This is a genomic window from Pseudomonas sp. PvP089 (genome assembly GCF_017875165.1).
Classification (GTDB): domain Bacteria; phylum Pseudomonadota; class Gammaproteobacteria; order Pseudomonadales; family Pseudomonadaceae; genus Aquipseudomonas; species Aquipseudomonas fortuita.
Map to the genome: position 1 here is coordinate 3,608,246 of NZ_JAGGME010000001.1, position 25,763 is coordinate 3,634,008.

Below are 25,763 nucleotides of genomic sequence, written 5' to 3' on the forward strand. Positions count from 1 at the left end.
TGACGCAAACCCCGCCCCATGCTCTCCTTATGCCTCACGTTCAGGTGCCCCCCAGGGGGTGAAACGGGAAACCGGTGCGTCGCAGGCCCTCCATCAGGGCCGGACAAGTCCGGTGCTGCCCCCGCAACGGTAAGCGAGTGAAGCGTCTGTGCCACTGTGCCTTGTAGTCCGGCATGGGAAGGTGACGCTTTTCAGGAGCCCTGCTCCTCCTCGCAAGCCCGGAGACCGGCCTGGCGTTCATGAACACCCCGCGGTGGGCGGGCGCTGTTGCATTCCCCTGGGCGGCCACGCATCAGGGATGCCGCGCTTGCCCGTTGCCCACAAAAAGCAGAGGAACGCGTCATGCCCGTCACCAGCGCCAAGCCACACAGCCTTGCCACCCCCGTCACCCTCAGCCAGCGCATCGTCATTGCCGTTGGCGCAAGCCTGCTGGGCCTGTGCCTGGTGTACTTCGCCGGTTTCTCGCACATCGAGGCCGTGCACAACGCCGCTCACGACACCCGCCACAGCGCCGCCTTCCCCTGCCACTGAGTACGCCTGATGATCACGCGCATTGCCCGTACCGCGGGCTTCAGCGGGCTGCTTGCGGCCCTGCTGCTGACCCTGCTGCAAAGCTTCTGGGTCGCCCCGCTGATTCTTGAGGCGGAAACCTACGAATCCTCGGCCCCGGCCGCACACCACGAACATGGCGGCGAAGTGGCCGCCCATGAGCACAGCGCCGACGCCTGGTCGCCGGAAGACGGCTGGCAGCGGGTGCTGTCCACCACCGGTGGCAACCTGGTGGTTGCGGTCGGCTTCGCCCTGATCCTCGCCGCCCTCTACAGCCTGCGCGAACCGCAGCGTGCCGGCACCGGTGTGCTGTGGGGCCTGGCCGGTTTCGCCGTGTTCTGTCTGGCGCCAACGTTGGGGCTGCCACCGGAACTGCCCGGCACCGCTGCCGCCGACCTGGGGCAACGCCAGGCCTGGTGGATTGGCACGGCCAGCGCCACCGCCCTTGGGCTGGCCTTGCTGGTGTTCGCCCGGCACTGGCTGTTGAAGGCGCTGGGCGCCGTGTTGTTGATAATCCCCCATGTGATCGGCGCGCCACAGCCCGACGTGCATGAAAGCCTGGCCCCCGCAGCACTGGAGACTCAGTTCAAGATGGCCTCCTGGCTGACCAACGCTGCATTCTGGGTGGCCTTGGGCCTGCTCAGTGCATGGCTGTTCCGCCGTTCCAGCCAGGCCTGATGCCGGCCTTCTACGCCGGCTTCGGCTGCCGCCGAGGTTGCCCGGTGGATACATTGCAGACCCTGCTGCACCAAGCCTTGGCTAGCCAGGGCCTGGTGCTTGCCGACCTGCGCGGCATTGCCAGCATCAGCCTCAAGGCCGACGAACCCGGCTTGCAGCAACTGGCCGAACGCCTTGGCTTGCCCTTGGTGCTGTACCATAGCGCACAACTGCAAGCCTTTGAGCCGCTGCTCAGCCACCGCTCTGCCACAGCCCATGCCCACAGCGGCTGCTGGGGCGTGGCCGAGAGCGCGGCACTGGCGTTGGCCAGCCAGCGGCCCGGCTGCACCGCCGGGTTACTGCTGACCCGCCAGGTACTGGGCCCGGCGACCCTCGCCCTGGCCTGCTGAACATTTCGCTCCTCTTTTCTGCAAGGACTTTCCATGACGGTGTACTTCATCGGTGCCGGCCCCGGCGACCCTGAACTGATCACGGTCAAAGGCCAACGGCTGATTCGCCAGTGCCCCGTGATCATCTATGCCGGCTCACTGGTACCTGCTGCCGTGCTCGAAGGCCACAAGGCCCAGATCGTGATCAACAGTGCCGAGCTGCACCTGGAACAGATCATCGCCGCCATGCGCAGCGCGCACGAACAAGGCCAGGACGTGGCCCGTGTACACAGCGGCGACCCCAGCCTGTACGGCGCCATCGGTGAACAGATCCGCCACCTGCAGGCGCTGGGCATCGATTACCAGATCATCCCCGGGGTCACCGCCACGGCGGCCAGCGCGGCGCTACTTGGCTGCGAACTGACCCTGCCACAGGTGGCGCAGACGGTGATACTCACTCGCTATGGCGACAGTTCACCCATGCCACCTGGGGAGCAACTGGGCGACCTGGCGCGCCACGGCAGCACCTTGGCGATTCACCTCGGGGTCAAACACCTCTCGCGGATCGTCGAAGAACTGCTGCCGCACTACGGTGCGCACTGCCCGGTGGCGGTGGTACATCGTGCCACCTGGCCGGATCAGGACTGGGTGCGCGGCACCCTTGGCGATATCGTCGAACGCGTCGCAGCCAAAGATTTTCGCCGCACGGCGCTGATCCTGGTAGGCCATGTGCTAGGGGATACACCCTTCGCCGAATCGGCCTTGTACCGTGCCGGGCATGCCCACCTGTACCGCCCTGGGGACTGAGCATTGCCAGTATTGCCGCCCGCGTAGCAGACTCCGGGTTCCCGCCTGCGAACAGGAGTCACGCCCATGCTGGAATTACGCCCCAACTGCGAGTGCTGCGATACTGACCTGCCGGGCGACAGCCCCGATGCGCTGATCTGCTCCTTCGAATGCACCTTCTGCCGTGCCTGCGCCGACACACGCCTGCAAGGCCGCTGCCCGAACTGTGCCGGCCAGCTGGTGCCCCGGCCGACGCGTGTCGGTCAGGCGCTGGCCAATAACCCCGCCGCCACCCAGCGTGTGAACAAAGCGCACGCCACCTGCGCCTGACGCCCTTCCAAACAGACATCGCCGCTTTCTCGGGGTGATGTCTTTCACGCTTCTTGTAGGATTTTTCCACAACAAGCACGCGGATTATCAACACTTCTATACTCGGCATTACCAAACTTCGGGATTGGTCGTATCTTGCAGCGCTTCCGATTAACCCACTTGCAGACGTATTCCGGAGTGATCCAGGAAGCGGACCACATCCCGACAGGAGTTTTCCACATGACAACCGTGCTGATCGTCGACGACCACCCCATTGTCCGACTGTCCTTGCGCCTACTGCTCGAGCGTGAACGCTTTCATGTTGTCGGTGAGGTGGGTAACGGCAGCGAAGTGGCTCAGGTAGCCCGCGATCTGCGCCCCGATGTAGTCGTGCTCGATATTGGCCTGCCCGGTCTGGATGGCATGGAAGTGATCAAACGCCTGCAAAGCCTTGAGCCGGTGCCCAAGATCATGGTGCTGACGGGCCAAGCCACTGACCTGTACGTACGGCGTTGCCTGGATGCCGGCATCGGCGCCTTCGTCACCAAGGAAGAAGACCACGAAGCACTGCTGTTCGCCCTCAAGGCGCTGGTCAAAGGCTATTCGACCTTCCCGCAAATGTCGGTCAACAGCAACTCGCTGGAAAGCGAACCGGTGCGCCTTGCCAGCCTGTCGAACCGTGAAATGGAGGTGCTGCGGCGCCTGGCGCGCGGTGAAAACAACAAGAATATCGGTACCCGCATGAATCTGAGTGCCAAGACCATCAGCACCTACCGAGGCCGGATCATGGAAAAGCTCAAAACCGAATCTCTGGTCGAGATGGTCGACCTGGCCAAACGCAACAGCGTCTACTGAGCGTTCGGCCGCCATGAAGCGCCTGCTGGCGTGCATGCTCCTGGCCATCGGCCTGGCCGCCCCCACCGCGCTGCTGGCCCGCAGCGAAGCTCGGCAACTGCTGGCGCGCTCTGTCAGCGCAGCAGCCCCACTGCAACTGTCCAGCGAAGACCGGGCCTGGCTGCAGCGACGTCAATACCTGGTGCTAGGCAGTTCGCGGCCCGACTATCCACCGTTCGAATTGAACGCCAGCCAACAGGACTACGAAGGGATCAGTGCAGACTACGCAGGTATCATTGCCGAACTGCTGGGCATACACGTCGAGGTGCGCCGATTCGATAGCCGCCACGAAGCCATCGCCGCGTTGCGGGAGGGCAGTATTGACCTTCTGGGCAGCTCCAATGCCTTCGAGGCGGCAGATGCCGAGCTTGAACTGAGCACGCCGTATGCAGACGACCTGCCGGTCATCGTCACACGCGAGGGGAGCAGCCTGAAGAACCAACCCGACCTCGCCGGCTTGCGCCTGGCCATGGTCGATCACTACCTGCCGGCCAGCACCGTACGCGGTCTGTATCCAAAAGCGCAGTTAAGCTTGTACCGCTCGACCCTTGCCGGGTTGGCAGCCGTCGATCTGGGCGAGGCCGATGCGTACCTGGGCGATGCCATCAGCACCGACTTCACGATTGGCAAGAACTATCAAGGCACGCTGAGAATCGACCACTTCTGTCAGGTTCCGGCTGGCGCATTTGCATTTGCCTTGGCCAGCGACAACCCTCGCTTGCATCGGCTGGTCGACATGGCGCTGGCCCGCATAAGCGAAAGCGAGCGCCTTAACATCCTGCGCCGCTGGAGCAGTGGCAACACCAGCCTGCTGTTGCAGCGCCACCTCACTGACTTGAGCAGCGAAGAAAAAGCCTGGATCGCAGCCCACCCCTACATCGATGTATTGGTCAACACTTCGCTGGCGCCATTGACGTTCAACGACGCCGAACACCGCCCAACCGGCATCACCCTTGACCTGCTGAAACAGATTTCATTGCGTACCGGGCTACAGTTCCGCCCGGTCGAAAGCGATTCGGCGCAGGCGATGGTCGAGCGCCTGGTCCGCGGCGATGCACACATGATCGGCGCCCTGGGCTACGGCGCGGAGCGCTCGAAACAGCTGCGCTATACCCGCCCCTACCTGGTCAGCCCACGCGTACTGGTTACGCGCAGCGACAGCACTTACCCCGCACAAACCAAAACGCTGGATGGCCAGCGCATCGCTTTGGTACGCGGCTCGCCGCAGAGGGCACTGCTGCAACAGCGCTATCCGCAAGCCAGGCTGGTCGAAGTGGACAACCCGCTCGGCCTCATGGAGGCCCTGGCCGGCGGGGCTGCCGATGTGGCCCTTGCCAGCCACATCAATGCCGCCTACTACATCAGCCATGTTTTCAAGGGCCGCTTGCGCATCGCCAGCGTACTGGATGAAGACCCGGCCATTGCGGCCTTCGCCGTGGCTGCGGACCAGCCGCAGCTCCAGGCCATTCTCGACAAGGCGCTGCTGAGCATTCCACCCGAAGAGCTCGACCAGCTGGCCAATCGCTGGCGCACCAGCACCCTGGTCAGCGACAGCGCTTGGCGCGATTACCGCACACTGGCCTTGCAGGTACTGGTGTTGTCGGCCCTGCTGCTGGCAGGCGTGGTGTTCTGGAACAGCTACCTGCGCAAACTGATCAATCAGCGCACCGAGGCCCAACACGCCCTGCAAGCTCAGCTGGCCCTGAGCCGAGGCCTGCTCGAACAGCTGCGTCAGGCAAAGGACGACGCCGAACAGGCCAGTCAAACCAAAAGTACCTTCCTGGCCACCATGAGCCATGAAATCCGCACCCCGATGAATGCCGTGATCGGCCTGCTGGAGTTGGCCCTGGAAGACAGCCGCGAGGGCCGTTGCGACGCCCAGACCCTGCAGACTGCCCATGACTCGGCCATCGGCCTGCTTGAACTGATTGGCGATATTCTGGACATTTCCCGCATCGAGTCCGGGCACATCACCCTGCAACCGGTGCCCACAAACCTGGTCGAACTGGTACGCGCTACCGTGCGGGTTTTCGAGGGCAACGCCAGGGCCAAGGGCTTGCTTCTGCACGCTGAGCTGCCTGCCGGACCGGTCTGGGTGCTGGCAGACCCGCTGCGACTCAAACAGATCCTGTCCAACCTGATCAGCAACGCCATCAAATTCACCGACCGCGGCGAGGTGCAGGCCAGCTTGCTGACGCCCCCAGCCGATGGGCAAAGCCGCCTGCCAGTTGAACTGTCTGTGCGCGACACCGGCATCGGCATCAGCCCGCTTGATCAGGCCCGGCTGTTCCACGCCTTCGTTCAGGCTGACGGCCCGCGAACCCACCAAGGGGCGGGCCTGGGATTGGTCATCAGCCGCACCTTTGCCGAACTGATGGGTGGCAGCTTGAGCCTGCAAAGCGTCGAAGGCGTTGGCACCAAGGTACAGGTCAGCCTGCAATTGCCAACCTGCCCAGCACCAAAGCCCGCACAGCAACTGGACCCGGTAGCGGAACGCAGCACTGGCCCGTTGGAAATCCTGGTTGTCGACGACTACCCGGCCAACCTTCTATTGCTGGAGCGGCAACTGCACACCTTGGGCCATCACGTGACCTTGGCAGACAACGGCCAGATTGCCCTGGAGCGCTGGCAGGCAGCGCGTTTCGACCTGGTGATCACCGATTGCAGCATGCCGGTCATGGACGGCCACGAACTCACCCGTCGCATTCGCAGCCTTGAAGCCGAACGCGACCTGCCGGCGTGCCAGATCCTCGGCGTGACTGCCAATGCCCAGGCCGAAGAGCGTGACCGTTGCCTGGCCAGCGGCATGGACGAGTGCCTGTTCAAGCCGATCGGCCTGCACACACTCAAGGCCCATCTCCCCCAGGCCCGCGGCGCCCAAGAAACGCCACTGCACAGTAGCGGCTTCAACCTGGCTGAGTTGCGCCACCTCACCCAGGACGACAAGCAACTGACGCGTCATCTGCTGGAACAGCTGTCAATCAGCGTTGGCGAGGACCTGACCGCCTTGCGGGCGCTGGCGCCCGGGGCCGCCGATGAGGACGTGCGTACCCTGGCTCACCGAATCAAGGGTGGCGCGAAGATGATCAGGGTGCGCGGCGTGGTGAAGGATTGCGAAGCCATCGAGAACGCTCATGCGCGGGGCCTGCCAACGGCTGTCGAACGTGAACGGCTGCAAATCAGCCTGCAGGCCCTGCTGAACGAACTGAAGGATGCGCTCAATGCAATTGCAACGTCGAGCTGATCTGGCTGATCGCATCCACCACGTGCCGTGAGCCCTGCTGGATTTCCATGATCACCGTACCGGCCTCATTGGCCAGCGCAACCCCATGACCGGTGCGGGTCAAACTCGATTGCATGCTGGCCACCGCCAGCAGTGACAGGTCGTGGTTCTGCCGTACAACGTCGACGATTTCCAGGGTTGCCTTGCTGGTCCGCGCCGCCAGGTTGCGCACCTCGTCGGCTACCACGGCAAAACCTCGCCCGTGCTCACCGGCGCGGGCCGCCTCGATGGCCGCATTCAGGGCCAACAGGTTGGTCTGGTCGGCAATTCCACGTATGGTCAGCACGATCTGACCGATTACATCCGATTGCTTGCTGACCGCGTCGATGCTGCGGGCAGCGTCGTTCAGCTCATGGGAAATCTGCTCGATTACCTGCACCGTCTGCTGTACCACCTCGGTGCCCTTGCGCGCGCAGGCATCGGTCTGCATGGAACTGGCATGGGCGGCATCGGCGGCGGTTTGCTGCGTGCTGACCTGGCGGGTGATGTCACTGGCGAACTTCACCACTTTGTACAAGCGGCCCTTGCTGTCGAATATCGGGTTGTAAGAGGCCTCCAGATAGACCATCTGGCCCTGCTTGTTGATGCGCTCGAAGCGGTGCGAATGGTACTCGCCGCGGTTGAGCGATGCCCAGAACTCGCGGTACTCAGCCGACTCGCGCTCCTGCGGCAGGCAAAACAGCCCGTGATGGCGGCCGACTACCTCGTCCAGGCGATAGCCCATGGTATCGAGGAAGTTCTGGTTGGCCTTGATCACGCGGCCTTGCGGGGTGAACTCGATCACCGCCATGGAGCGGCTGATGGCCTTGAGCAGGCTCTCGCTCTCGTGCTCCAGCACCACCCGCTGGCTGATGTCCGCTGCCACCTTGATCACACTGGTGACTTGGCGGTGCTCATCCAGCACCGGCATGTAACTGGCCTCCAGCCAGACCTCACGGCCGGCCTTGTCGAGGCGTTCGAATGTACCGCTGATGGCCTTGCCTTGGCCCAATTCGCGCCACAATTGTTGGTACTCGGCACTTTGCGCGTAGCCCGGCTCGCAAAACACCCGGTGATGCTTGCCACGCAGTTCGTCGGCGCTATAGCCCATGGCCTGGCAGAAACGCTCGTTGGCATCGAGGATGGTGCCATCCGGGGCGAACTCGATCATCGCCATCGAACGGCTGATCGCCGCCAATTTGGCTTGCGTGCCGCTCAAGGCCTGGTGAGTGCGCTGGATCTCAACCAAATCGGATTTGCGATGGGAGTCGAGCATCTGTCTTAGATTTAAGCTAAACACTGGAAAACTCCTGTATTTGCTCGGCTTCACCATCATCGTGAAACCAAAATATCCCCATTTTTCATTGAATGCAAGCAGCCCACCGGGATATCCTTCGGGATATCGAATACCCCATGCGGCTACCTTCCAATGTCCAGATCCTCAGACGAACGCCTTCATGCGGACAGTCCTGACAACATCGCCAAAATCATCAAGTCAGGCGGCACCGGAAAATTCTCCGAAGGCAGCATCACAGGCCTGCATTTGCAGGTTAGCGCCACTTCGCAACTTTGGCGGCTGAAGTGCTTCCTGCACGGCAAAGAAATCCTCTACTCCATCGGCGCCTACCCTGACGTATCGCTAGAGGACGCCCGCCAGCAGGCAGAGGTGGCGCGTGAAGACGTGGCCCGCGGCGTACACCCAAAACAGGCCCGTGACGCCCGCCGCGAGGAAGAACGCGCTAAGGCGGCCTGGACCTTTGCCAAGCTGGCCGAGCAGTGGATGGCCCGTCATGCACACCTCAAGCCCAAGACCATCGCCGGCCGGCAAGGTGTGCTAAAGAACCACCTGCTACCGGTGCTCGGTAACCTGCATGTCAAGGACATTGCCGTCAGGCATATCCGGGCGATCCTCGGACGCATCGAGGACTCCCCCACCATGCAGCGCGAATCCTTGCGCCTGCTGAGCAAGATCCTTGCGCACGCCATGGACCACGATCTGGTGCCACAGAACATTGCCGTGGGTCGTGAAGGACTGCTCGACGCCAAGCCCAAGACCAAACACCACGCCGCCCTGATCAAGGAAGACGACCTGCTCGACTACATCCGGCGCCTGGACAAACTGGGCAACAGCGGCAACGACTGCGCGATCTCGGCACTGTGGCTGTTGCTGCTGATCCCTGCCCGCCCTAGCGAGCTGTGCGCCATGCGCTGGAGCCAGATTGACCTCGACGCTGCCGAATGGACGTACCAGGTGCCAAAGACCGGACAGATACACACTGTGCCTCTCCCAACCCAGGCCCTGGCACAGCTGAACGGGATACGCGACTACAGCCTCACCGTGAACAAGCGCGCAGCTGTCAACGCCTCCCCCTTCGGCCGTACATCGGACGATGAGGCCCCCGACACTCCTGACTGGGTATTCCCGTCGGTTGGCACATTCGGCCGGCCTCTGGCCAGCGAAACGCTGCTGCGCCGCCTGCGATCTGACCTCGACTATCCGGTAGGCGCCATCACCGGCCACGGTTTCCGGTCGACGTTCCGATCCCTGGGTGAAGAGGTGCTGGAAATTGACCCGCTCTTGCTGGAACTGCAGTTGGGGCACAGGATGCCGGGTAGCCTAGGTGCCACTTACCAGCGTCTACGACTCCTGCCCCAACGGCGCGAGGCCATGCAGCGCTGGGCGAACTACATCGAAGGGCTGTACTGGAAGGCGGTGAACGGAGTTTCCAAGGATGACGCGGAGCGGGCTTTGGCTACCTCCACGAGCGCGCTGCCACTGTGATTCGGACTCGACGAATGATGGCACTGGGATATTTTGATTTCGCGTTTCTGATATCGCTGGATTTAAGTGCATAGTTTAGATTTGCATAAAACTTAAATTTTAAGCACAGGGTGGAATAAAAAGAGGGGTGTAGTTAACTACAATGGCGCACATCGCTACAATGGTCACTACACGCTGAAGGCTCTAGCACAGTGGTTTTAGGGGAATGTAGTAATGTAGTAATGTTTTTAATAGTATTAGAAGAGAGAGAGAGAAAGGCTGTAGTAGCTATAGGGTTAGCTATTGCTACTACCAAGACGCTATGGCAAAACATTACTACATTCCCAAAACCTTACTACACGCCCTGAAACAGCTGTGCTAGAGCCATCAGCCTGTAGTGACCTTTTGTAGTGAGGTTCACTACACCTCATCACGCCGCGCCATCATGGCCACTAATAAGCCATCATCCCCGCGCCGCCTTCAAAACCCGCTGAACTGTGCTGACACCGATGCCCAGGTTCGCCGCAATGTCCCGGATCGAGATACCAGCATCACGCAGCTCTAGGATCTTGGCATTGCTCTTGTCTTCGGCGCGGCGCACATAGACCCCGTTCGCCTTGGCCTTGGCAATGCCCTCGGCCTGGCGTTCCCGGATGATTGCCCGCTCAAACTGTGCCACTGCGCCCATCATGCTCAGCATCAGATCCTGCATCGGGTCGGCCTGGCCGGTGAATGTCAAATTCTCTTTGTGGAAACGCAGGACCACGCCTTTGGTTCTGAACTCTTCCACCAGCGCCAGCAGATCGCTCAGGGAGCGCGCCAGACGGTCAATGCTGTGCACATGTAGGGTATCACCAGCGCGCAGAGATCGACGCAGGGCGGCGAGCTGTGGGCGCTGCACGGTGCCACCGCTCACCTTGTCAGTGAACACTTCGTCGAGCTTAACGCCGTCGAGCTGGCGAGCGGTGTTCTGGTCGGTCGAGCTGACCCGGATGTAACCGATGTCCATGGTGTTCACCTCTGTATTCATAGGTCTAGACATGGACAGCATCGGCGCAAACCCACCGAACAGCAAGCCTGAAACGCAGGCAACTGTGTTCATTCCGACATGTGGTCATGAGTGTACTTGTGAACACAGGTTAGCTGGCAGGACTCGCCGCCCGCCGCTGGCTGTGCCGGATCGCCGGGAAAAAGGGACATGGGGCGGAAATCATCGACCCGTACCCGGTGGCACCCGTCTTTTTCAAACGCAAAACAAATACATATAGGGGGTGACGGTCGACCCGGCTTCCCAAAAATCCATAAGCGTGTAAACAAATTCCCCAAGAAAAATTTCCCGAAAATTCAGCAAGTTAGATTAATTCTCCACTCATAACCCTGTGCCAATAAGCGTGTGAATCAAGTTACGCGGAGACGCCGCATATACTCTACATTGTCAAATTCGTAAAGTACCGCCCGTCGACACATGCGTGCTATCCCGCTGATACCGAATTACCATCGAACTCATGGGAAATCTCGGGGGAGAAAACCATGCCCAGCCAAACCGCCAATGCCAGCCTGACGCAAATCGCGGCCCTGCTCGGCGTTCTCCCCAACAATCTGCACCCCGGTGACTTGCCGCCAGCTGTGCCACTGCGCACTGGCAAGCAAGGCCGACCCGAGCACGTTGTGCCGCTCGATGAACTGGCCGACTTCGCCTGGAGCCTGACTAACCATTTGACCGAAGCGGAATGTCGCCTTCGTATCGCCATCGCTGCCCAGCGCAAATCCAACCGCCGTACCGCTGGATTCCGTGCCGGCTCTGTCGACCCAGTTACCGGCCAGGTCGAACTGGTCCGCGTCTTTTCCGAACCGAACCTGGAGCTGCAGCCATGAACTTTGAAACCGCCCTCGCCATGCCAGCCACACCGCCAGTCGACACGCCCGCACAGCGCAAGGCTGATCAAGTGCACGTGCAAATGCTGAAACTCGTTGACGCTCTGTGCCGCTCGCCGCTGGTGCCGGGCACTGACTCGGTTCACTGATCACCAGCCTGCAGGAGAACGACCATGGCCAGCTTTGCAGGCCTTTTCAATCAGGAAAACGTGGGCAATCTGCTGAATGACCCCCGCCTGCAGCTTGGGCTGGCTTTGATGTCCCGTGGTCGGCAAGGCAGTTCCAGCCAGGCAGTGGGCGAAGCTGGACTGGGTGCTGCACAGATGTTCCAGGAGCAGCAGCGCAGCCAGGCCTTGCAGCAGTACCGCTCGCAAATGGCGCAGATGCAGGCCGACCAGCTCGCACTGCAGCAGCAGAACGCGCAACGCAAGGCCGACGCGGACGACCGCCAGCGTGCAGCGTTCCAAGACCCCGATGTTCAGGCACAGATGGGCCCGCTGGCCCGCATGCTGGCCGCGCAAGGCCTGGGGGTCGACGATGTGCTGCGCGCCAACGCTGCGGACAACCTGAGCGCCCACCGTCAAGCGCAGCTTTCCCAACAGCAAAGCCAGTTCGATACCCGCCAGGCGCATCAAGGTGGTGGCGGATCGTCCGGCCCACGGATGCCCACCCAGCGCCAGGTACTGGACCAGCCACTGGGTAACGGCATGATGCAGCGTAATGTGCTCAACCCGGCGACCGGGCAGTACGAGCCCTACGGCGAACCGTTCGCCCAGTACAGCCCCGGCCGCAAACCCAAGGCTGACGCAGCCGGTGCTGACGCCGCTGTCGACGAAATCCTGGGCAATGGCCCAACTGCCGCCGAAGCGTTGCCCGGTACCGGTAGCCTGCAAAGCTATGCACCACACCCCCAGCAGCCGGTCGGCGTCCTGCCAATGGCAGCGAGCGGTGGCGGCATGGCCAATCCTGCGCTGGAAGCAGCGACGGCTGGCGCGCGCGTGCCAGGCCAGCCAAAGATCGCTACACCGATGACCAAGGCCGAGTACGACGCGCTGCCGCCCGGCACTCAGTACATCGACCCTGTGAGCGGCAAGACCGCCACTAAGCGAGGTTAACGTGGAATGGCCATTTCCGCCTTTGGCGATGCTCTCGATGACGCCCCAGCGTTACCTGGCACTCCAGCGAAACAACCGCAGGCGGCGCCAGCGCAGCCGCAGGTAAGTGCGTTCGGCGATCCGCTGTCGGCCTTTGGTGACGCCCTCGATAACGATCTGCCGCCCGCACCCGCACAGCAGTCTGCCGCCCCACAGGGACTAGACCCCATGGAGCTGTACCGAGGTGCCGCACGTTCCGTGGATCAGATGGGCCTGGCTGCTGGCCGTGTCTTCGGTGTCCCGGCCGCGCATACCTATGACACCGTGCGTGGAATCTTCACCGACGATGATCCGTACCAGGCACAAAACGCCCTACGTGAACATGTGCTGAACCCGCTGCAACAGCGCGCTGACTCGCTGGCCCCTGCGCCCGACGCATCGTTCGGCAACAAGCTGATGAACGCGGGTGGTGGGTTCGGCGGTAACCTTTTGGCGATGCTGGCGACTGGAGGGTTATCCCGCGCTACAGCTGCACTTCCCGTCGCAACGCCTACGTCACCGCTGCCAGGCGTGGCCGCTCAACTCGGGCAAGCTGCCAAGACCATGGCAGTACCTGCCGCGACCGACGCCATTAACACGGGCCACGACGTGACCGCCGAAACCGGCAGCATCTCTCAAGGCCTGAAAGCCGCCATTGCTGCAGGCGCGGGTGACGTGGCCATGGGTATTATCCCTCCCAACCTGCCCGGCAATCTAGCAACACGTCTGGCCACCGGTGCCCCCATCGGCGCCCTGACCGGTGAAGCTTCGCGGCAAGTACGCAACGCGGCGGTACCGGCCAGCATGCAGACCCCGTTCAACGCGCAAGACGCGATGGTGAACGCGGCCATGGGTTCTGTACTGGGCGGCGTCCTGGGGCGAGCGCCAGAGCAACCAGCGGCCCCTGTCGCTGCGCCACAAGCCGAAGCCATGGCAACCCCTGTGCCCGAGCAGATCGCGCCACAGACAGCTCCCGAGCCGGTCCCACAACCTTTGCCGAAAACGCCGTTCGCTGGTAGCCAGGACGTGGCGCCGTTACTCGACAACCTTGGCGTTCAGGGCGAACAACGTACTAAGTCGCTCGACCTGCTGCGTCCCGCCGAGGCGGATATTGAAGCCCGCCGCCGTGGTGTTGTGACCATGGACGAACAACGCCGGCTGGCCAACCTGATCGGCCTCGACGGTGCCCAGGCTCAAGCCTTTAGCCGGAGGATCGGCCAGGCCTGGAATGCCCAGCAGATTATTGCTGGCACCGATCTGGTAAGCGACCGGCTCAAGACGGTGATGGAGCAGCAACAACGCATCGCCAGCGGCCAGGCCAGCGACCTGGAAAAGGCCTCCTTTGTGCAAGACCTGGGCGACCTGAAAATGGTGTTCGGTGAGCTGATGGGCGCACGCGCCGAGAGTGGCCGAGCGCTTGCAGCGCAACGGCGCCAGGTGCAAAACATCAATGAAGCGCAACGCATCCTTGAAGGCATCGGCGGCGTACAAGGCGCCGACGACCTGGCCACTGCCATCGGCAAAGCAGTGCAGACTGGTGGCGTGCAGAACCTGGCGAAGCTGGTCGGCCAGCCCGAAGGCAAGATGCAGCGCTTGTTCGGCTACTACTACCGGGCAGCTCTACTTAGCGGCGTGCGCACCCATGCGGTGAACATCGTCAGTAACACCGCCACGCTTGGTAACGAAGTCATTGAGCGTGGCATTGCGGCCGGCATCGGCGGCGTCAAGCGCCTCGCTACGGGTGGCAAATCCGGGCAGACCGTTTTCGCTGAACCTGTAGATCTGCTGGTCGGGATGACCCGTGGTATGTCGAAAGCCGGCTCGGCAGCCGCCGACGCCTTCCGCACTGGCGAGTCGGCAGTACTGGGTGGCCAGGCCAAGCAGGACAATAGCCAGGGCCTGAACAACACCCCACGCCAGCCAGGTGTGCTTGGCACTGCTGGCTTTGCAGCCGACCGGCTGGCCAGCCTTCCATACCGCGCCCTCGGTGCCGAGGATGCATGGTTCGCTACGTTGAACTATGAAGCCGAACTGCGCACCCTGGCCCGCCAGCAGGCGTTGGTCGAAAAGCGCCAAGGCCAGCTGCCCGCCGACATGAAGTTCAGCCAGCGCATCGACCAGCTTGTGCAAAGCCCCACTGCGCAAATGATCGAAAGAGCTGGCGAGCACGCCCGCACCAACACGTTCAACAACAAGGCCGGCGCATTCGCGGACGCTATCATGCGCGTCAAGGCCAAAGCCCCATGGCTTAACCTGATTGTGCCCTTCGTGCGCACCCCGGCGAACATCGTGAAGTTCGGCCTCAAGCGCACGCCAGCAGCCCCACTCTTTGCAGATGTCCGGGCGGATCTGATGGAGGGTGGTACCAAGCAGGAACGGGCCATTGCGCGCATCTTGTGGGGCACTGGCGTCATGGTCGGCACTGGCATGCTGGCCCAGGCCGGTTACCTCACTGGCGCAGGCCCTGACGACAAGAAGGAGAAGCAGGCGCTGCTGGCTACCGGTTGGCGCCCGTACTCGATCAAGGTGGGGGACAAGTACCACGAATACAGCCGCCTCGATCCGTTCTCGATGTGGCTTGGCCTGGCTGCCGACATGACGACCATGGACTACCAGCACAAGGATGCCGCCGACATAGCTGCCAATGTGCTCGGGTCGCTGGTCAACAACACTATCAATAAAACTTACATGCAAGGCCTTTCCAACTTCGTTGAATTCATGCAGGACCCGAAGCGCAATGGCGAGTGGTACACCCGGCAGATGGCCGGCACGATGGCGCAGCCCCTCACACTGCTGTCGAACATCGCCAGCGAGAACGATCCGTTCGCCCGTGAAGGTGACTCGATGTTTGATGCGATCAAGTATCGGGTACCAGGCCTGCGCACTGGCCTGCCAGCCAAGCTCGATGCCTTTGGCGAACCTGTGCCGAACCGTCAGTACCCAGGTGGACCGTTCTCCATCGGCGCCCCTATCGCGCAGTCGCAGGAAACCACCGACCCGGTACGCACCGAAGCCGGCCGCATCGGCTGGTCGCCCACCACCTTCCAGAAGTCGCTGACACTCAACGGGAAGAAAATCGAAATCCCAAGCGAGCAGCATCACGAACTGGCGCAGCTGGCCGGGCGGATGACACATCGTGGTGCACAGCGGCTCATGCGCTCGCCGGGCTGGTCGCGACTGAGCGACGACCAGAGGCGCGATGCCCTGGAAAAGATGGCGGCGAAGGCTCGCGCTGCTGTGCGTATGGCTGGGATTCCGCTCGTTACCAGCGGTAAGCGTACTGCGCTGGACCGCCTCAAAAACTCCGTTGACCAAACCGAGGTGCAGCGATGACCACCGATATCGAACAAGCCAAGGCCGCTGTGGCCGAGGCGCAGGACAATTTCAGCCGACTGTGCCGCGCATACGAAATGCTTGGACCACAGCTAGCACAGGCCGAGCAGGCGCTTAACGCCGCACGTTTCAAACTGGCTCGCGCCACGCAGGAAGCAGGGTTCGCAGGCCAGCGTGAGAACGAAATCGCAGCCCTGACCGCTGCGCTCGCCACCGTCAAAGGAGATAGCCATGTTTGACCGCGCCCAACTTTTGCAGCTGAGGAACGACGCCACGCTTGCAGCCGTCGACTTCAAGCGCGCCCGCATCGAGGCCGCTGCAGATGGTTTCGTTGTGCACATCGATGCCCCGAAAGTCGACATCAGCCGGTTGGTGCCAACCGCGCCACCTAGCCGCGTCGAGACCCGCAGCGCTACCGCAGCAGAAGGCGAAATGCTTCGCGCTTTGTTGACCATCCAGCGTGCCGAGCGCCAGACCGTGCGTGGTGGAATCGTCGGCTGGACGCCCGAGCAGATCGCCCGCCGACCGCTCGAACCGAACGAGCTGCTCAACTTCCAGGAGAAGACAGCCCACGCGAAAAAGGTCGCGCAGTTGCAAGAGCAGTTGGCCGAGGCCATTGCCCGCCGTGCCCGCGCCGAAGAAGAGCAGCGCGCCGCCGATGAGCTGGCCGAGAAATACGGCTTCGCTACAAGCCAGCCCGCCAAACCTAAACGTGCTACCCGGAGTGCTTCGAAATGAGCGATGAACAGAGCCAAGCCGATTTTCTCGGTGACATTGCTGCCGCCGCGACCGGATCGGTCGGCATCGCTGACGATGTGACCGCCGACGACGCTATGCCAAACGAGCTGGCCCATAGCGTCGAGCAGTATCAGGACCACGCAGACCGCCGTGACGAGCATCTGCAGGACGCCGACCAGGGCAGCGACGAACCCGCACCCGAGCAGGACGGGCGCAAGCAGCAGGTGCCGCTCGGCGCCCTGCAGAAAGAACGCGCCGCTCGCCAGCAAGCGCAGGCTCAACTGGCACAGATGCAAGCCCAGCTGCAGCAACTCCAGGCACAGCAACAGCAGGCCTCGGCACAGCAGCAAGCCGCGCAACAGCAACCGGAAATCCCTGCTTTCGTTGACGACCCGGAAGGTCATCTGGAAGGTCTGAAAACGCAGTTCGCGCAGGAACTGGAGAACCTGCGCCAGGGCCAGCAACAGGTCCAGCAGGAAGCGCAGTTCCGCCAGCAGGTGGTCGAGGCTGCCGACTTCACCACTAAAGGAGAAGCCGAGTTTCGGCAGACCCAACCGGACTACGATCAGGCCACCGCATTCATGGACGAACTCGCAAAGGCTGAGATTCGCCGTTCACACCCCGGTGCCACTGACCTGGAGGCGCAGCAGATCCAAGCTACCGCGATGTTGCACCTCGCAATGCAGTGCCAGCGGGAGGGCGTGAACCCCGCAGCGGTTTTGTACCAGCAGGCAGTGGCCCACGGTTTCCAAACCTCGCACCGTCGCACGCAGCCAACCAGGAAGGCGCCAACCTCCTTGGCCGATGTGAGCGGCTCTACCCGTGCACCGGACCAGCGCGGCAACGTATCGGCCAAGGACATTGCAAATATGAGCAATGCGGACTTCGACAAGTTCTTCAACGAAATGGCAGCCGGCGCAAACCAGCGCCCGGCGTTCTGACCAGGGCACAGTGTGCCCGTAGGAGTGTGCAATATGAGTGGTGGCGGCGGTGGCGGTGGTAACAACACAACGGTGCAGAAGGCCGATCCCTGGAGCGGTGTGCAACCGTACTTGCTCGACGCGTATTCGCGGTTGAGCCAACTCTATCAGCCCGGTCAGGGTCCGCAGTACTACCCTGGCAACACCTACCAGCAGATGAACCCGACGCAGATGCAGGGCATCGACGCTGCATTAGGCTCGATGGGCCAGCTGAACGGCATTGCCCAGCAAGGCGCCAACGCGCTCGGCCAGCAAGGCCAGGCAGCCAACGCTGGTGCCCAGTGGGGCCAAAGCCAGGCACAACAGGCCGCGCAGCAAATGAACGGCCTGGGCACTAATCTGGTAACCAGCGGCGACCGTTACCTGCAGCAGGGCATGGCCAACCTGGAATCCACGGGCGGTGCTGCCTGGGGCTCGGGGTATCCGATGGCCGCCAACGGTGCCCAAAGCCTCATCAACGCCGGTACCGGTGCGCAGGGCACTGGCAGCAGCGGGGTAAACAACGCCGTGAGTGGCCTGCAGGCAGCGGGCGACCCGGCCAACAACCCCTATTTCCAGTCGGCGCTGCAGTCGGCCATCAACCCGCTGACCCAGCAGTTCAACGAGCAGGTGATGCCCGGCCTGAAATCCGGTGCACAGGATGCAGGTCAGTTCGGCGGCAGTCGCCAAGGCATCGCCGAGGGTCTGGCTTCTCGCTCATACCTGGACGCTGTAGGTAATGTGGCCGCGAACATGGGTAACTCGGCCTATGCGCAGGGGCTCAACGCCATGGCGAACGCTGGCCAACTCGGTGCCACACAAGCGGGCCAAGGCCTATCGGCACTGCAAGCCGGTAGCGGTCTCGGTGCCAACTTGGCACAAATGGGCATGGGCGCCATGGGCCAGGCTGCACAGCTCGGTGGTAGCACCGTAAACGCTGGCTTGGGTGCCATCGGCAACGCTGGCGCACTGGGCAATAGCATGTACGGTACCGGCCTGCAGGGCTTGGGGCAGAATGTGTTACTCGGCAGCGCGGCGCAACAAGGCTTCCTGACCGCACCGAACCTGCAGATGGGTATTGGCAACCAGTTCCAGCAGAACGCGCAGAACCAACTGGACGCCAACGTCAACCAGTGGAACTACAACCAGAACTTGCCATACACCATGATGAGCGACTACCTGCAGATGCTGCAGGGCCAGGCTGGCGGCCAGACCACTTCGACCCAATCGGGCGGCGGCAGCCGACTTGCAGGCGGCTTGGGTGGTGCGGCCTCGGGTGCTGCACTCGGCACTGCGTTTGCGCCGGGCATCGGCACCGGTATCGGCGCCGGCCTCGGTGCCCTGTACGGCCTGTTCATGTGATGGCCAAGCTTGTCGGTGTGCCGGCCGCCGCAGTGTCGGGTCTTTGGGAGCATATCGCTCCCTTAGTCCTGCACTGTCTCGATAAGTCCCGCGAGCACCGCTATGGCACCGATGACGTTCTGCGGATGCTGGCAGCCAACGACCTGCAGCTGTGGCTGGTGGTCGAAGACAAGGCGATCCAGTGCATTGTGCTGACGCAGATCCATATCTACCCACAGGCCAAGGAAGCGGTCTTGTTCATGGTCAGCGGTGAGTACCCGGAGAACTGGAGCGAAATCACGCACCAGCTATTGGCCTGGGCACAGTCTTTGGGCTGCAGCCATTTTTCAGCCTACATGCGCCGGGGCCTTTTGAAACGCATGGGCTGGGATGAACGGCAAACGTATTGTGTGAGGGGGGTGGACCATGGGGCCAGCACCGCAGGTTGGTGACAATGCGTCACGCGAAACCAAGATCTGCCAGATGCTCTGTCGTCTGAGACGAGATGTTGAGGACGGTCCCGGCACTGAGGCTGTTAAAGCCCGGCGCCGGGCGGCGCTGCGTGGGATGCAGGCCAGTATATGGGCGCTGGAGCGCCGTAGCAGGGTCGATGTGCTGGAGCAGGATCTGCGCGCCGAGCTGTTCGGGTTACCGCCCGGCGCATCACTGCCGAATGACGAAGAGTAACCGTGCCATCCCGGCACATGTGGAGGTGATGAAATGATCGACAAACGCGACGGTACCACGCACACCCCTGCCCCGAGCAGGGAGCAGTACTTCCCTCAATCCGGGCTGCATCAGGACGGCAAAGCCAGCAGCGATACCGGCTTTGGCACTGACAAAGGGAAGCGTGGCAAGTGAAAGAGCGAGGGGCCGTCAGGCCCCTCAATCCTTGGTGAACTCCGCTCGGCTATTCTCGACGGTGTATCTGAACGTCTCCACCCTCTCGTTATCGTCCACGTCGTAATAGCTCAGAATGAGCTTACCCTCAACCGGGCCAGTGGTGAGGGGCAGGACTACTTCCTTATCCACCTCGCCGTTGCGGTCCATATGTCCGACGCTAATCACGTCGCAATCTATGTAAGGCTCACCCAATCCGAATACAACATTTAGTGCTCGATGTCCTCTGTTTTTAAGTCTGATCTTGTTGACCACCATACCATGCGTGCCATTGCTTACACCACGAATGCTGACTGCAAAATCTGCTGAAATTTCACGCTCCCGGCGCTTGTGCTCTTTCTCCATGGCCATGCGCTGCGCTTCTGCCTGTTCCACGGCTATCTTGGCCATGATCTCTTCGCGCATCTCAGCCTTCTTGCTTTCCAGAGACTGCATCCGAATTTCTTCGCCCTGTTGCACAAAACCTAGGACTACCCAAGAGAACGCTACTGGCCCAAATGCACCGGCCAAGAAATCGCCCACTTCGTTGAGGGGCATCGTACCTAGCGTGCCTAAGCGCCCCCAGATCAACGGCAGGATTACCGCAAAGTAAGCCAAGGTCAGCATGAAACCGATTAAGCCAAGATGCCTGCGCAGGTCCAGGCCCTCAGGACGTACCAATGTCGATATGTGCCGGAGTAGGACTGGAACGACCACGGCCAACAGCAAGCCACAGTAAATGAATGTGGATACAGGGAACGGCGCCACTTCCTCTGGTACAACAACGGGTGTAGGCGGCGTACGCCAAAACACCCCGCCGACTGATTCCCACACGACCATCACAACCCCTCACACTCAACGCCACCAGACCAGTGGCCAACAGCCAGCGATCATAGCGGCGCCGATGTGCGAAGGGAAATCACGGCTCCTGTTTCGTCATCTTGTCGTGAGTGGCTTGTGCCTCGGGCGCCAGCGGCCGGGCCAGGGCAGCCACGTAATCAGGGTCGGCCATGTCGAGAATGTCGCCCGCTGCCCGCAGTCGAATTTCAGGCGGGCGCGCCGGGTTGCGTGCGATGGCAGCCAGTGCCCGGACGCGTTCAACGGTGATTGGTCGGTCAGTCATTTTCGTCTTCCTCTTCGTGGTCGATCACCTGGCCGCGCTCCCGCTCGATCTGCTCGAGTAAGTCGATAGCCTGTTGGTCGGTGGTGACGGTCTGGCTTGAAACGTCGCGCTCCAGGCGCTGCTGTTGCTGCGATGCCATGGCTTGCGTGGACAGAGCTGCCAGCACATCGAGAATGTTGTTGGGGTCGAGGCTACGGCGCTTGTCTTCGGCCGTTTCCGACTCGACTTCGCGGACCTTGCCGATACCCCGGTCGATCAGCCTGAACGAAATGTCGGTCGCCAGTTTGGGGTCGGTCTTGGGGTCCAGTGCCCGATCAAGCAGCTTGCGGTGCAGGATCTGCGACCACTCAATAAGCTCGAGCTCGGCCGCCTGGCGCGCTGCACGTACTTTGCGGCGGTGCTCATCGGCCAGGCGCTTCGAGGGGTCAACCGACTTGATGGGTTTCCCAAACCTGTCGAACAGCGGCACCGTGGGAAGCAATGGCGGAGGTATCGACGCAGTGCTTGTAAAGCTACTCATTGCTTGCCACCTCATCAGGTTGGACCGGGAATATGCGCTTGCCGGTATGGCAGTGGTCATGCCGCTGTGCTGGGCTAGCAGCCTTCCACTGCTCGGCGTTGCGCAAGCAATAGAAATAGGCTGGAGGTGCTGTCCCCACCCTCAACGATATGGGCTCACCTACAAGATCCTTGAGCACGGAGCCTAGGGTGGTCAGATTCGCCGGGCGTGCGAGCACGTCTTTGTGAGTGGCGTTCAGCATCCGGCAAGCGTCGACGACCTTGATCAAGTCTTTGTCGAATGGCGCTTCGTGTGCCTCGACCATTGCCGAAACCAATGTTTTCAGTTCACCCTGAGCCACGTCTTGCAGTGTCCTGGCCGCCTTTGTTTGCGGCACAGGCGCGTACGGGTCCCAGCCAGCCGGGAACTGCCATTGCACCAGCACACCCGCTAGCAGGGCCGGCCCTTCGTTCTCCATCCAGGGGATCAGCTTCTGGTAGTAGGCGTCCGGCTTGCGCGCCGCAGTGCACATCAGCACACATATTCGGCGGTCGCCCTTCATCAATGGCAGCGCGTCTTTGTGGTTCGTGGTGACGATGAAGTGGGTAATGTTCCTGATATGCCGGGCTGCTCGGCCCTTGCCCTCGAACGCCGCTTCTGGCTCGGATACGTTGCTTTTGAAGTTCTCGTAATTGTCGGCCTTGTCAGACCTAGCCATTTCGTTCACGAACACCAAGCGCTTGTGCTCCACCACGTCGTCAAAGCCTTTTTGCAAGTCGCGACCTTTGCAGCAGGCGACCATAGGCGATCCGAACACCCGCGACAGGAGGGTGTACAACATAGATTTACCCACCCCGCCGAACTCGCTGTACATCAGGACGGCTGACGGAATTTTGATGCCCGGCGTCTGGTACAGCTGCGCCAGCCAGTTGAGGAAGTACAGCACACCTACTTGGTCGCCATCGCTGAGATACATCAGGTGGTCGAGCAGGATCTGAATGTCTTCCAGGGCGGCCGATTGAGTAGGGGTGGCCATTGTGGCCTTCAAGGCGTGCCAACGGTTGAGCTTGTTCGGGCTGCGCTCCGCGTCGTCGACAGCCGATAGCTCAGTCGGCTCCATCACAACGCTGGTAACTACTCTTTTGTGGTGGAAATCGCCATACCACCACACCTTGCCCAGCTGGCCTTGCTGCTCCTTTCCTTCATCATCAACGACCGTCAGATGCCCCAGCCGCTTCCTTACCAACTGGGAGAAGCCCGCTTCGCTGTGCTCGATACCAGTGTCACGTTCATAGGCACAGAAGGCCTTGCCGGCAGTCAGCATTACAAACTGCCGGGACACCTCTTCGAGTAGTGGCCAAGAATCTGGAGAGATACCATTTCGCTTCGCTTCCACTTCCATGGTGCGGGGGTCTAAGCCGTTGAAGTCGCTTGCAGCCTGCGCCATGGAATCCAGCAGGGCCTGTTCTCCGATCGTTGCCTGCCGGAGGGTTGCGCCGCTCAGGATGATGCCATCGGCTGGCGGCGGTGTGCTGGCCGTCTGTGCTTCCACTTGGCGCGCTGCAGTGGCGGTGTTGCCGCCGAACTGAACGTTAAGCAGGCTGGCCAGCGAGGGCGGTACAGGGGTTCCCTGATGTACCGACGCGGCGGGTGGCACAGTGGGTTCTGGCAGCACAGCTGTGCTGGTTATTGACTTGCTGGGCGTTTGCTCAACCAGGACGCTGGCAACGCCCGCGCTCTGTTTCGCCACCAGCCTCAAGTCAACGCCTTGGGATAGCAGTTCGATGTCGGCGTTCACGGCGCGCAGGCTGGCGCTGGATGTTCCTGATATACTGTTCATCACGGTAATTCCCCTTAACCCTGGCTGGCTCGAATCCATGCCGGGGTTTTCTTTGCCCGTCGATCACGCAGCTGCACGGTGCTTTCTCGCTCAGTGAGCCGCGCTGCAAGGCGCGGTTGCGAGGCTAGACCGTTCAGGAATGCTTCTACATCTGCCCGCAACCAGACGGCACGGCAGGCCTTGCCATTGGAACGAAGGCCACCCAACGCGATAGCACAAGGGGCGAAGCCGCGTTCCATCCATGCGTCGAGCAGATAGTCAGTGACTCGAACAGGCGCGAAGGCTTCCTGCAGCCGGGCTTTGTACTCGGCGCGGGTCATGATGAGGCTGGTTTCGGGGGTTGTATTGCGGGCGGCAGACATGGCGTTGACCTCTCAGCTTTGGGATACCTAGTGGGATATTCCTTTGAGCGGCCAACCTTGAAAGCACTGTTCTAGAGCGTCATGTGCTTTCCGGCCGCAGTTGCGATGGAAATCGAACATGACGCCGGGCTCCTTTATGCGCGGTGTCCTGAGCATAGATCGCCGTTGGCGCCGTGCAAGCACAGTGCTATCACTTTAGGATTACTACATTAACAGGACAGAACGCCTGCACAGCTACGGGCTCCCGCTACGAACTCTCGCGCACCATCAGCTCAAAGCCCAGATCCTGCTGCGTATCCGCCACCCGCTTGCCATCGAGCAATGCCAGCAGCGCCTGCGCCGCGCCACGCCCAACGGCTGCCCGGGGCGTGCGAATCGAGGTCAGGCGCGGCACCATGTGGGCCGACGCCGGCAAGTCGTTGAACCCCACCATCGCCACCTGGCGGGGCACTTCCACCCCTTGGCGCAATGCCTGCAGCACCGCCCCCTGCGCCAGGTCGTCGTTGCAGAAGAAGATACCGTCGACATCTGGCGCCTGCTGCAGCAACTGGCTGAACAGCACACTGCCCAGGGCAATGGATGAAGGCTGCGGCGCCAGTACCTCCAGCTCGGCCGCCTGCAAACCGGCCTCAGCCAACGCCTGGCGGAAACCTTCGGCCCGCTGCATCACCCGTGGGTCGAGCTGCGCGGCAATGAACGCCAGGCGTTTGCGCCCGCGCTCGATCAAGTGCCGGGCCGCGGCGCGCCCGGCCTGCTGCTGCGAAAAACCGACCGACAATGCCCCTGGCTCGCCATTGAGTTCCATCATGTGCACACACGGCACACCGCTGGCGGTCAACATCTGCCGCGCCGCGTCGCTGCGCTCGAAACCGGTCAACAGCATGCCGCAGGGCTGGTAGGCCAGGTAATTACGGATCAGGTTTTCTTCTTCGGCAAGGTCGTAGTGATAGTTGCCGATCAGCACCTCGAGCCCACGCGGGCGCATGACCTCGTGAATGGCTTCCAGGGTGTCGATGAACAGCTGGTTGGACAGCGACGGGATCAACACCACCACCGACTGGCTGCGAGCCGAGGCCAAGGCGCGGGCTGCCGGGTTGGCCACATAGCCCAGGCTCGCCGCTGCAGCGACGACCTTCTCGACCAGCTCTGGCGCAACCGTGCTGACCCCGCGCAAGGCGCGCGAAGCGGTGATGGGGGAAACCCCGGAAAGCCTGGCAACTTCTGCCAGGGTTGGACGACCTGTAGTACGGGAGCCGGTGCGGGTCATGGATGTTGTAATTTTACTACTTGCAAGGAGAGGGAACGGCCACTAAGGTAGCGCTGTCTCAGGACGCAGGCAATGTAATCTTTGGCGGCAGCCACCGCGCGCTCGCTACCAGGCGTCCATACTGCGTAAGGACAAGACCAATAACACCGGGGAGGTGGCTGTTCGTCGGCGACGAGACAGCGCTATCTCACCCCGCAGGAGGTACTGATGAATTCTCCCCTGTCCGCCATCGTGGTGATGGGCGTGGCCGGTTGCGGCAAAAGCTGCATCGGCGCTGCCATTGCTGCCAGAAGCGGCGGCCGCCTGATTGAAGGCGACGCTTTTCACCCTGCCGAAAACATCCGCAAGATGAGCGCTGGCATCCCGCTGGACGACAGCGACCGTGCCGGCTGGCTGGTGCGCCTAGGCCAGGAGTTGCAGGCCACCACCCAGGCCGGGGAACGCCCGATACTGACCTGCTCGGCGCTCAAGCGCCGCTACCGCGATACCCTGCGCGATGCCATGCCAGGGCTGGTGTTCGTATTTCTCGAACTGTCGCCCGCCGAGGCCGAAAAACGCGTGCTGGCGCGCCCTGGGCACTTCATGCCGGCCAGCCTCATCGACAGCCAGTTTGCTGCCCTCGAATCGCCACATGGCGAGCCGCTCACACTGGCACTGGACGCCACCCAGCCCATCGATGCGCTCGCCGAAGCGGTAGACCGCTGGCTAAAGCGCGCCGGTGAGCAGGGCCTGGCGCAAACCGCCTGACCCCGCGGTTTTCCCGGCTCACCAAAGACAGCGCTACCTCGACCCGCAGGTGCGGGAATA

27 protein-coding genes and 1 riboswitch are annotated in these 25,763 nt (G+C 61.9%); of the genes, 19 read left to right on the forward strand and 8 right to left on the reverse strand.

Features of this window, described 5'->3' with window-relative positions; genetic code table 11:
- Positions 1–25: 25 nt before the first annotated feature.
- Positions 26–249: riboswitch (cobalamin riboswitch) on the forward strand.
- A 93-nt stretch (positions 250–342) separates the two neighbouring features.
- The 7 genes from J3A71_RS16490 to J3A71_RS16520 all read left to right on the forward strand — a co-directional run bounded on the left by J3A71_RS16490 (position 343) and on the right by J3A71_RS16520 (position 6,828).
- Positions 343–531 carry a CbtB domain-containing protein gene (locus tag J3A71_RS16490; protein ID WP_016486728.1) on the forward strand — a complete coding sequence of 63 codons (189 nt, stop codon included), beginning with the start codon at positions 343–345 and terminating at the stop codon, positions 529–531.
- Between the two features lie 9 nt (positions 532–540).
- The gene (locus J3A71_RS16495; protein WP_016486727.1) at positions 541–1,227 is read left to right on the forward strand and encodes a CbtA family protein; all 687 of its coding nucleotides are present in this window, start codon (positions 541–543) and stop codon (positions 1,225–1,227) included.
- Complete coding sequence (locus tag J3A71_RS16500; protein WP_024717644.1) at positions 1,227–1,616, forward strand: cobalamin biosynthesis protein; 390 nt, start codon at positions 1,227–1,229, stop codon at positions 1,614–1,616. Before J3A71_RS16495 ends, J3A71_RS16500 begins: the two co-directional genes overlap by 1 nt.
- A 33-nt stretch (positions 1,617–1,649) precedes the next feature.
- The gene (gene cobM, locus J3A71_RS16505) at positions 1,650–2,402 is read left to right on the forward strand and encodes a precorrin-4 C(11)-methyltransferase (RefSeq protein WP_016486725.1); all 753 of its coding nucleotides are present in this window, start codon (positions 1,650–1,652) and stop codon (positions 2,400–2,402) included.
- Between the two features lie 66 nt (positions 2,403–2,468).
- Positions 2,469–2,711, forward strand: a complete 243-nt coding sequence (locus J3A71_RS16510) for a DUF1272 domain-containing protein (protein ID WP_016486724.1) — start codon at positions 2,469–2,471, stop codon at positions 2,709–2,711.
- Between the two features lie 219 nt (positions 2,712–2,930).
- On the forward strand, positions 2,931–3,545 hold the full coding sequence (locus tag J3A71_RS16515; protein ID WP_016486723.1) for a response regulator transcription factor: 615 nt from the start codon (positions 2,931–2,933) through the stop codon (positions 3,543–3,545).
- A gap of 13 nt (positions 3,546–3,558) precedes the next feature.
- Positions 3,559–6,828, forward strand: a complete 3,270-nt coding sequence (locus tag J3A71_RS16520; RefSeq protein WP_096426028.1) for a transporter substrate-binding domain-containing protein — start codon at positions 3,559–3,561, stop codon at positions 6,826–6,828.
- Here J3A71_RS16520 and J3A71_RS16525 read toward each other — a convergent pair.
- A complete protein-coding gene (locus tag J3A71_RS16525; protein WP_209953011.1) occupies positions 6,803–8,122 on the reverse strand; it encodes a PAS domain-containing methyl-accepting chemotaxis protein in 1,320 nt (439 codons plus the stop codon). The genes J3A71_RS16520 and J3A71_RS16525 overlap by 26 nt on opposite strands.
- 153 nt (positions 8,123–8,275) lie before the next feature.
- Between J3A71_RS16525 and J3A71_RS16530 the strand changes: the two genes are divergently transcribed.
- Positions 8,276–9,628 carry a site-specific integrase gene (locus J3A71_RS16530; RefSeq protein WP_209953013.1) on the forward strand — a complete coding sequence of 451 codons (1,353 nt, stop codon included), beginning with the start codon at positions 8,276–8,278 and terminating at the stop codon, positions 9,626–9,628.
- Between the two features lie 442 nt (positions 9,629–10,070).
- On the opposite strand, the gene J3A71_RS16535 is transcribed toward J3A71_RS16530, so the two are convergent.
- A complete protein-coding gene (locus J3A71_RS16535) occupies positions 10,071–10,616 on the reverse strand; it encodes a recombinase family protein (protein ID WP_209953015.1) in 546 nt (181 codons plus the stop codon).
- Positions 10,617–11,137: 521 nt separating this feature from the next.
- Here J3A71_RS16535 and J3A71_RS16540 point away from each other — a divergent pair.
- The 10 genes from J3A71_RS16540 to J3A71_RS16585 all read left to right on the forward strand — a co-directional run bounded on the left by J3A71_RS16540 (position 11,138) and on the right by J3A71_RS16585 (position 19,847).
- Positions 11,138–11,482: a hypothetical protein gene (locus J3A71_RS16540; protein ID WP_209953018.1), complete on the forward strand. Its 345-nt coding sequence runs from the start codon at positions 11,138–11,140 to the stop codon at positions 11,480–11,482.
- Positions 11,479–11,631, forward strand: a complete 153-nt coding sequence (locus tag J3A71_RS16545) for a hypothetical protein (protein WP_209953020.1) — start codon at positions 11,479–11,481, stop codon at positions 11,629–11,631. The genes J3A71_RS16540 and J3A71_RS16545 overlap by 4 nt, the downstream gene beginning before the upstream one ends.
- A gap of 24 nt (positions 11,632–11,655) precedes the next feature.
- Positions 11,656–12,597 carry a hypothetical protein gene (locus J3A71_RS16550; protein ID WP_209953021.1) on the forward strand — a complete coding sequence of 314 codons (942 nt, stop codon included), beginning with the start codon at positions 11,656–11,658 and terminating at the stop codon, positions 12,595–12,597.
- A gap of 6 nt (positions 12,598–12,603) precedes the next feature.
- Complete coding sequence (locus J3A71_RS16555) at positions 12,604–15,948, forward strand: hypothetical protein (RefSeq protein WP_209953023.1); 3,345 nt, start codon at positions 12,604–12,606, stop codon at positions 15,946–15,948.
- Positions 15,945–16,187: a hypothetical protein gene (locus J3A71_RS16560; protein ID WP_209953025.1), complete on the forward strand. Its 243-nt coding sequence runs from the start codon at positions 15,945–15,947 to the stop codon at positions 16,185–16,187. The genes J3A71_RS16555 and J3A71_RS16560 overlap by 4 nt, the downstream gene beginning before the upstream one ends.
- Positions 16,180–16,686 carry a hypothetical protein gene (locus tag J3A71_RS16565; protein WP_209953028.1) on the forward strand — a complete coding sequence of 169 codons (507 nt, stop codon included), beginning with the start codon at positions 16,180–16,182 and terminating at the stop codon, positions 16,684–16,686. Before J3A71_RS16560 ends, J3A71_RS16565 begins: the two co-directional genes overlap by 8 nt.
- On the forward strand, positions 16,683–17,627 hold the full coding sequence (locus J3A71_RS16570; protein ID WP_209953030.1) for a hypothetical protein: 945 nt from the start codon (positions 16,683–16,685) through the stop codon (positions 17,625–17,627). The genes J3A71_RS16565 and J3A71_RS16570 overlap by 4 nt, the downstream gene beginning before the upstream one ends.
- A gap of 33 nt (positions 17,628–17,660) precedes the next feature.
- Positions 17,661–19,007, forward strand: a complete 1,347-nt coding sequence (locus J3A71_RS16575; protein WP_209953032.1) for a hypothetical protein — start codon at positions 17,661–17,663, stop codon at positions 19,005–19,007.
- Positions 19,007–19,438 (forward strand): hypothetical protein, encoded by a 432-nt coding sequence (locus J3A71_RS16580; protein WP_209953034.1) that lies wholly within the window; start codon positions 19,007–19,009, stop codon positions 19,436–19,438. Before J3A71_RS16575 ends, J3A71_RS16580 begins: the two co-directional genes overlap by 1 nt.
- Positions 19,439–19,706: 268 nt before the next feature.
- Complete coding sequence (locus J3A71_RS16585) at positions 19,707–19,847, forward strand: hypothetical protein (RefSeq protein WP_209953036.1); 141 nt, start codon at positions 19,707–19,709, stop codon at positions 19,845–19,847.
- A gap of 24 nt (positions 19,848–19,871) precedes the next feature.
- On the opposite strand, the gene J3A71_RS16590 is transcribed toward J3A71_RS16585, so the two are convergent.
- From J3A71_RS16590 to J3A71_RS16615, 6 genes are all read right to left on the reverse strand, one after another.
- Positions 19,872–20,705 carry a hypothetical protein gene (locus tag J3A71_RS16590; protein ID WP_209953038.1) on the reverse strand — a complete coding sequence of 278 codons (834 nt, stop codon included), beginning with the start codon at positions 20,703–20,705 and terminating at the stop codon, positions 19,872–19,874.
- Positions 20,706–20,784: 79 nt separating this feature from the next.
- The gene (locus J3A71_RS16595; protein WP_209953040.1) at positions 20,785–20,988 is read right to left on the reverse strand and encodes a hypothetical protein; all 204 of its coding nucleotides are present in this window, start codon (positions 20,986–20,988) and stop codon (positions 20,785–20,787) included.
- Complete coding sequence (locus J3A71_RS16600) at positions 20,981–21,508, reverse strand: hypothetical protein (RefSeq protein ID WP_209953043.1); 528 nt, start codon at positions 21,506–21,508, stop codon at positions 20,981–20,983. The genes J3A71_RS16595 and J3A71_RS16600 overlap by 8 nt, the downstream gene beginning before the upstream one ends.
- The gene (locus J3A71_RS16605; protein ID WP_209953045.1) at positions 21,501–23,327 is read right to left on the reverse strand and encodes a primase-helicase family protein; all 1,827 of its coding nucleotides are present in this window, start codon (positions 23,325–23,327) and stop codon (positions 21,501–21,503) included. Before J3A71_RS16605 ends, J3A71_RS16600 begins: the two co-directional genes overlap by 8 nt.
- A 14-nt stretch (positions 23,328–23,341) precedes the next feature.
- Complete coding sequence (locus J3A71_RS16610) at positions 23,342–23,689, reverse strand: hypothetical protein (RefSeq protein WP_209953047.1); 348 nt, start codon at positions 23,687–23,689, stop codon at positions 23,342–23,344.
- A 247-nt stretch (positions 23,690–23,936) separates the two neighbouring features.
- Positions 23,937–24,956 (reverse strand): LacI family DNA-binding transcriptional regulator, encoded by a 1,020-nt coding sequence (locus J3A71_RS16615; RefSeq protein WP_016486720.1) that lies wholly within the window; start codon positions 24,954–24,956, stop codon positions 23,937–23,939.
- A gap of 207 nt (positions 24,957–25,163) precedes the next feature.
- Between J3A71_RS16615 and J3A71_RS16620 the strand changes: the two genes are divergently transcribed.
- Positions 25,164–25,703 carry a gluconokinase gene (locus J3A71_RS16620; protein ID WP_016486719.1) on the forward strand — a complete coding sequence of 180 codons (540 nt, stop codon included), beginning with the start codon at positions 25,164–25,166 and terminating at the stop codon, positions 25,701–25,703.
- Positions 25,704–25,763: the final 60 nt, after the last annotated feature.

Bases quoted from the DNA above. Each gene is read 5' to 3' on its own strand.
- J3A71_RS16490 (WP_016486728.1), top strand. From the start codon at position 343: ATGCCCGTCACCAGCGCCAAGCCACACAGCCTTGCCACCCCCGTCACC.
- J3A71_RS16495 (WP_016486727.1), top strand. From the start codon at position 541: ATGATCACGCGCATTGCCCGTACCGCGGGCTTCAGCGGGCTGCTTGCG.
- J3A71_RS16500 (WP_024717644.1), top strand. From the start codon at position 1,227: ATGCCGGCCTTCTACGCCGGCTTCGGCTGCCGCCGAGGTTGCCCGGTG.
- cobM (WP_016486725.1), top strand. From the start codon at position 1,650: ATGACGGTGTACTTCATCGGTGCCGGCCCCGGCGACCCTGAACTGATC.
- J3A71_RS16510 (WP_016486724.1), top strand. From the start codon at position 2,469: ATGCTGGAATTACGCCCCAACTGCGAGTGCTGCGATACTGACCTGCCG.
- J3A71_RS16515 (WP_016486723.1), top strand. From the start codon at position 2,931: ATGACAACCGTGCTGATCGTCGACGACCACCCCATTGTCCGACTGTCC.
- J3A71_RS16520 (WP_096426028.1), top strand. From the start codon at position 3,559: ATGAAGCGCCTGCTGGCGTGCATGCTCCTGGCCATCGGCCTGGCCGCC.
- J3A71_RS16525 (WP_209953011.1), bottom strand. From the start codon at position 8,122: ATGCTCGACTCCCATCGCAAATCCGATTTGGTTGAGATCCAGCGCACT.
- J3A71_RS16530 (WP_209953013.1), top strand. From the start codon at position 8,276: ATGTCCAGATCCTCAGACGAACGCCTTCATGCGGACAGTCCTGACAAC.
- J3A71_RS16535 (WP_209953015.1), bottom strand. From the start codon at position 10,616: ATGGACATCGGTTACATCCGGGTCAGCTCGACCGACCAGAACACCGCT.
- J3A71_RS16540 (WP_209953018.1), top strand. From the start codon at position 11,138: ATGCCCAGCCAAACCGCCAATGCCAGCCTGACGCAAATCGCGGCCCTG.
- J3A71_RS16545 (WP_209953020.1), top strand. From the start codon at position 11,479: ATGAACTTTGAAACCGCCCTCGCCATGCCAGCCACACCGCCAGTCGAC.
- J3A71_RS16550 (WP_209953021.1), top strand. From the start codon at position 11,656: ATGGCCAGCTTTGCAGGCCTTTTCAATCAGGAAAACGTGGGCAATCTG.
- J3A71_RS16555 (WP_209953023.1), top strand. From the start codon at position 12,604: ATGGCCATTTCCGCCTTTGGCGATGCTCTCGATGACGCCCCAGCGTTA.
- J3A71_RS16560 (WP_209953025.1), top strand. From the start codon at position 15,945: ATGACCACCGATATCGAACAAGCCAAGGCCGCTGTGGCCGAGGCGCAG.
- J3A71_RS16565 (WP_209953028.1), top strand. From the start codon at position 16,180: ATGTTTGACCGCGCCCAACTTTTGCAGCTGAGGAACGACGCCACGCTT.
- J3A71_RS16570 (WP_209953030.1), top strand. From the start codon at position 16,683: ATGAGCGATGAACAGAGCCAAGCCGATTTTCTCGGTGACATTGCTGCC.
- J3A71_RS16575 (WP_209953032.1), top strand. From the start codon at position 17,661: ATGAGTGGTGGCGGCGGTGGCGGTGGTAACAACACAACGGTGCAGAAG.
- J3A71_RS16580 (WP_209953034.1), top strand. From the start codon at position 19,007: ATGGCCAAGCTTGTCGGTGTGCCGGCCGCCGCAGTGTCGGGTCTTTGG.
- J3A71_RS16585 (WP_209953036.1), top strand. From the start codon at position 19,707: ATGATCGACAAACGCGACGGTACCACGCACACCCCTGCCCCGAGCAGG.
- J3A71_RS16590 (WP_209953038.1), bottom strand. From the start codon at position 20,705: ATGGTCGTGTGGGAATCAGTCGGCGGGGTGTTTTGGCGTACGCCGCCT.
- J3A71_RS16595 (WP_209953040.1), bottom strand. From the start codon at position 20,988: ATGACTGACCGACCAATCACCGTTGAACGCGTCCGGGCACTGGCTGCC.
- J3A71_RS16600 (WP_209953043.1), bottom strand. From the start codon at position 21,508: ATGAGTAGCTTTACAAGCACTGCGTCGATACCTCCGCCATTGCTTCCC.
- J3A71_RS16605 (WP_209953045.1), bottom strand. From the start codon at position 23,327: ATGAACAGTATATCAGGAACATCCAGCGCCAGCCTGCGCGCCGTGAAC.
- J3A71_RS16610 (WP_209953047.1), bottom strand. From the start codon at position 23,689: ATGTCTGCCGCCCGCAATACAACCCCCGAAACCAGCCTCATCATGACC.
- J3A71_RS16615 (WP_016486720.1), bottom strand. From the start codon at position 24,956: ATGACCCGCACCGGCTCCCGTACTACAGGTCGTCCAACCCTGGCAGAA.
- J3A71_RS16620 (WP_016486719.1), top strand. From the start codon at position 25,164: ATGAATTCTCCCCTGTCCGCCATCGTGGTGATGGGCGTGGCCGGTTGC.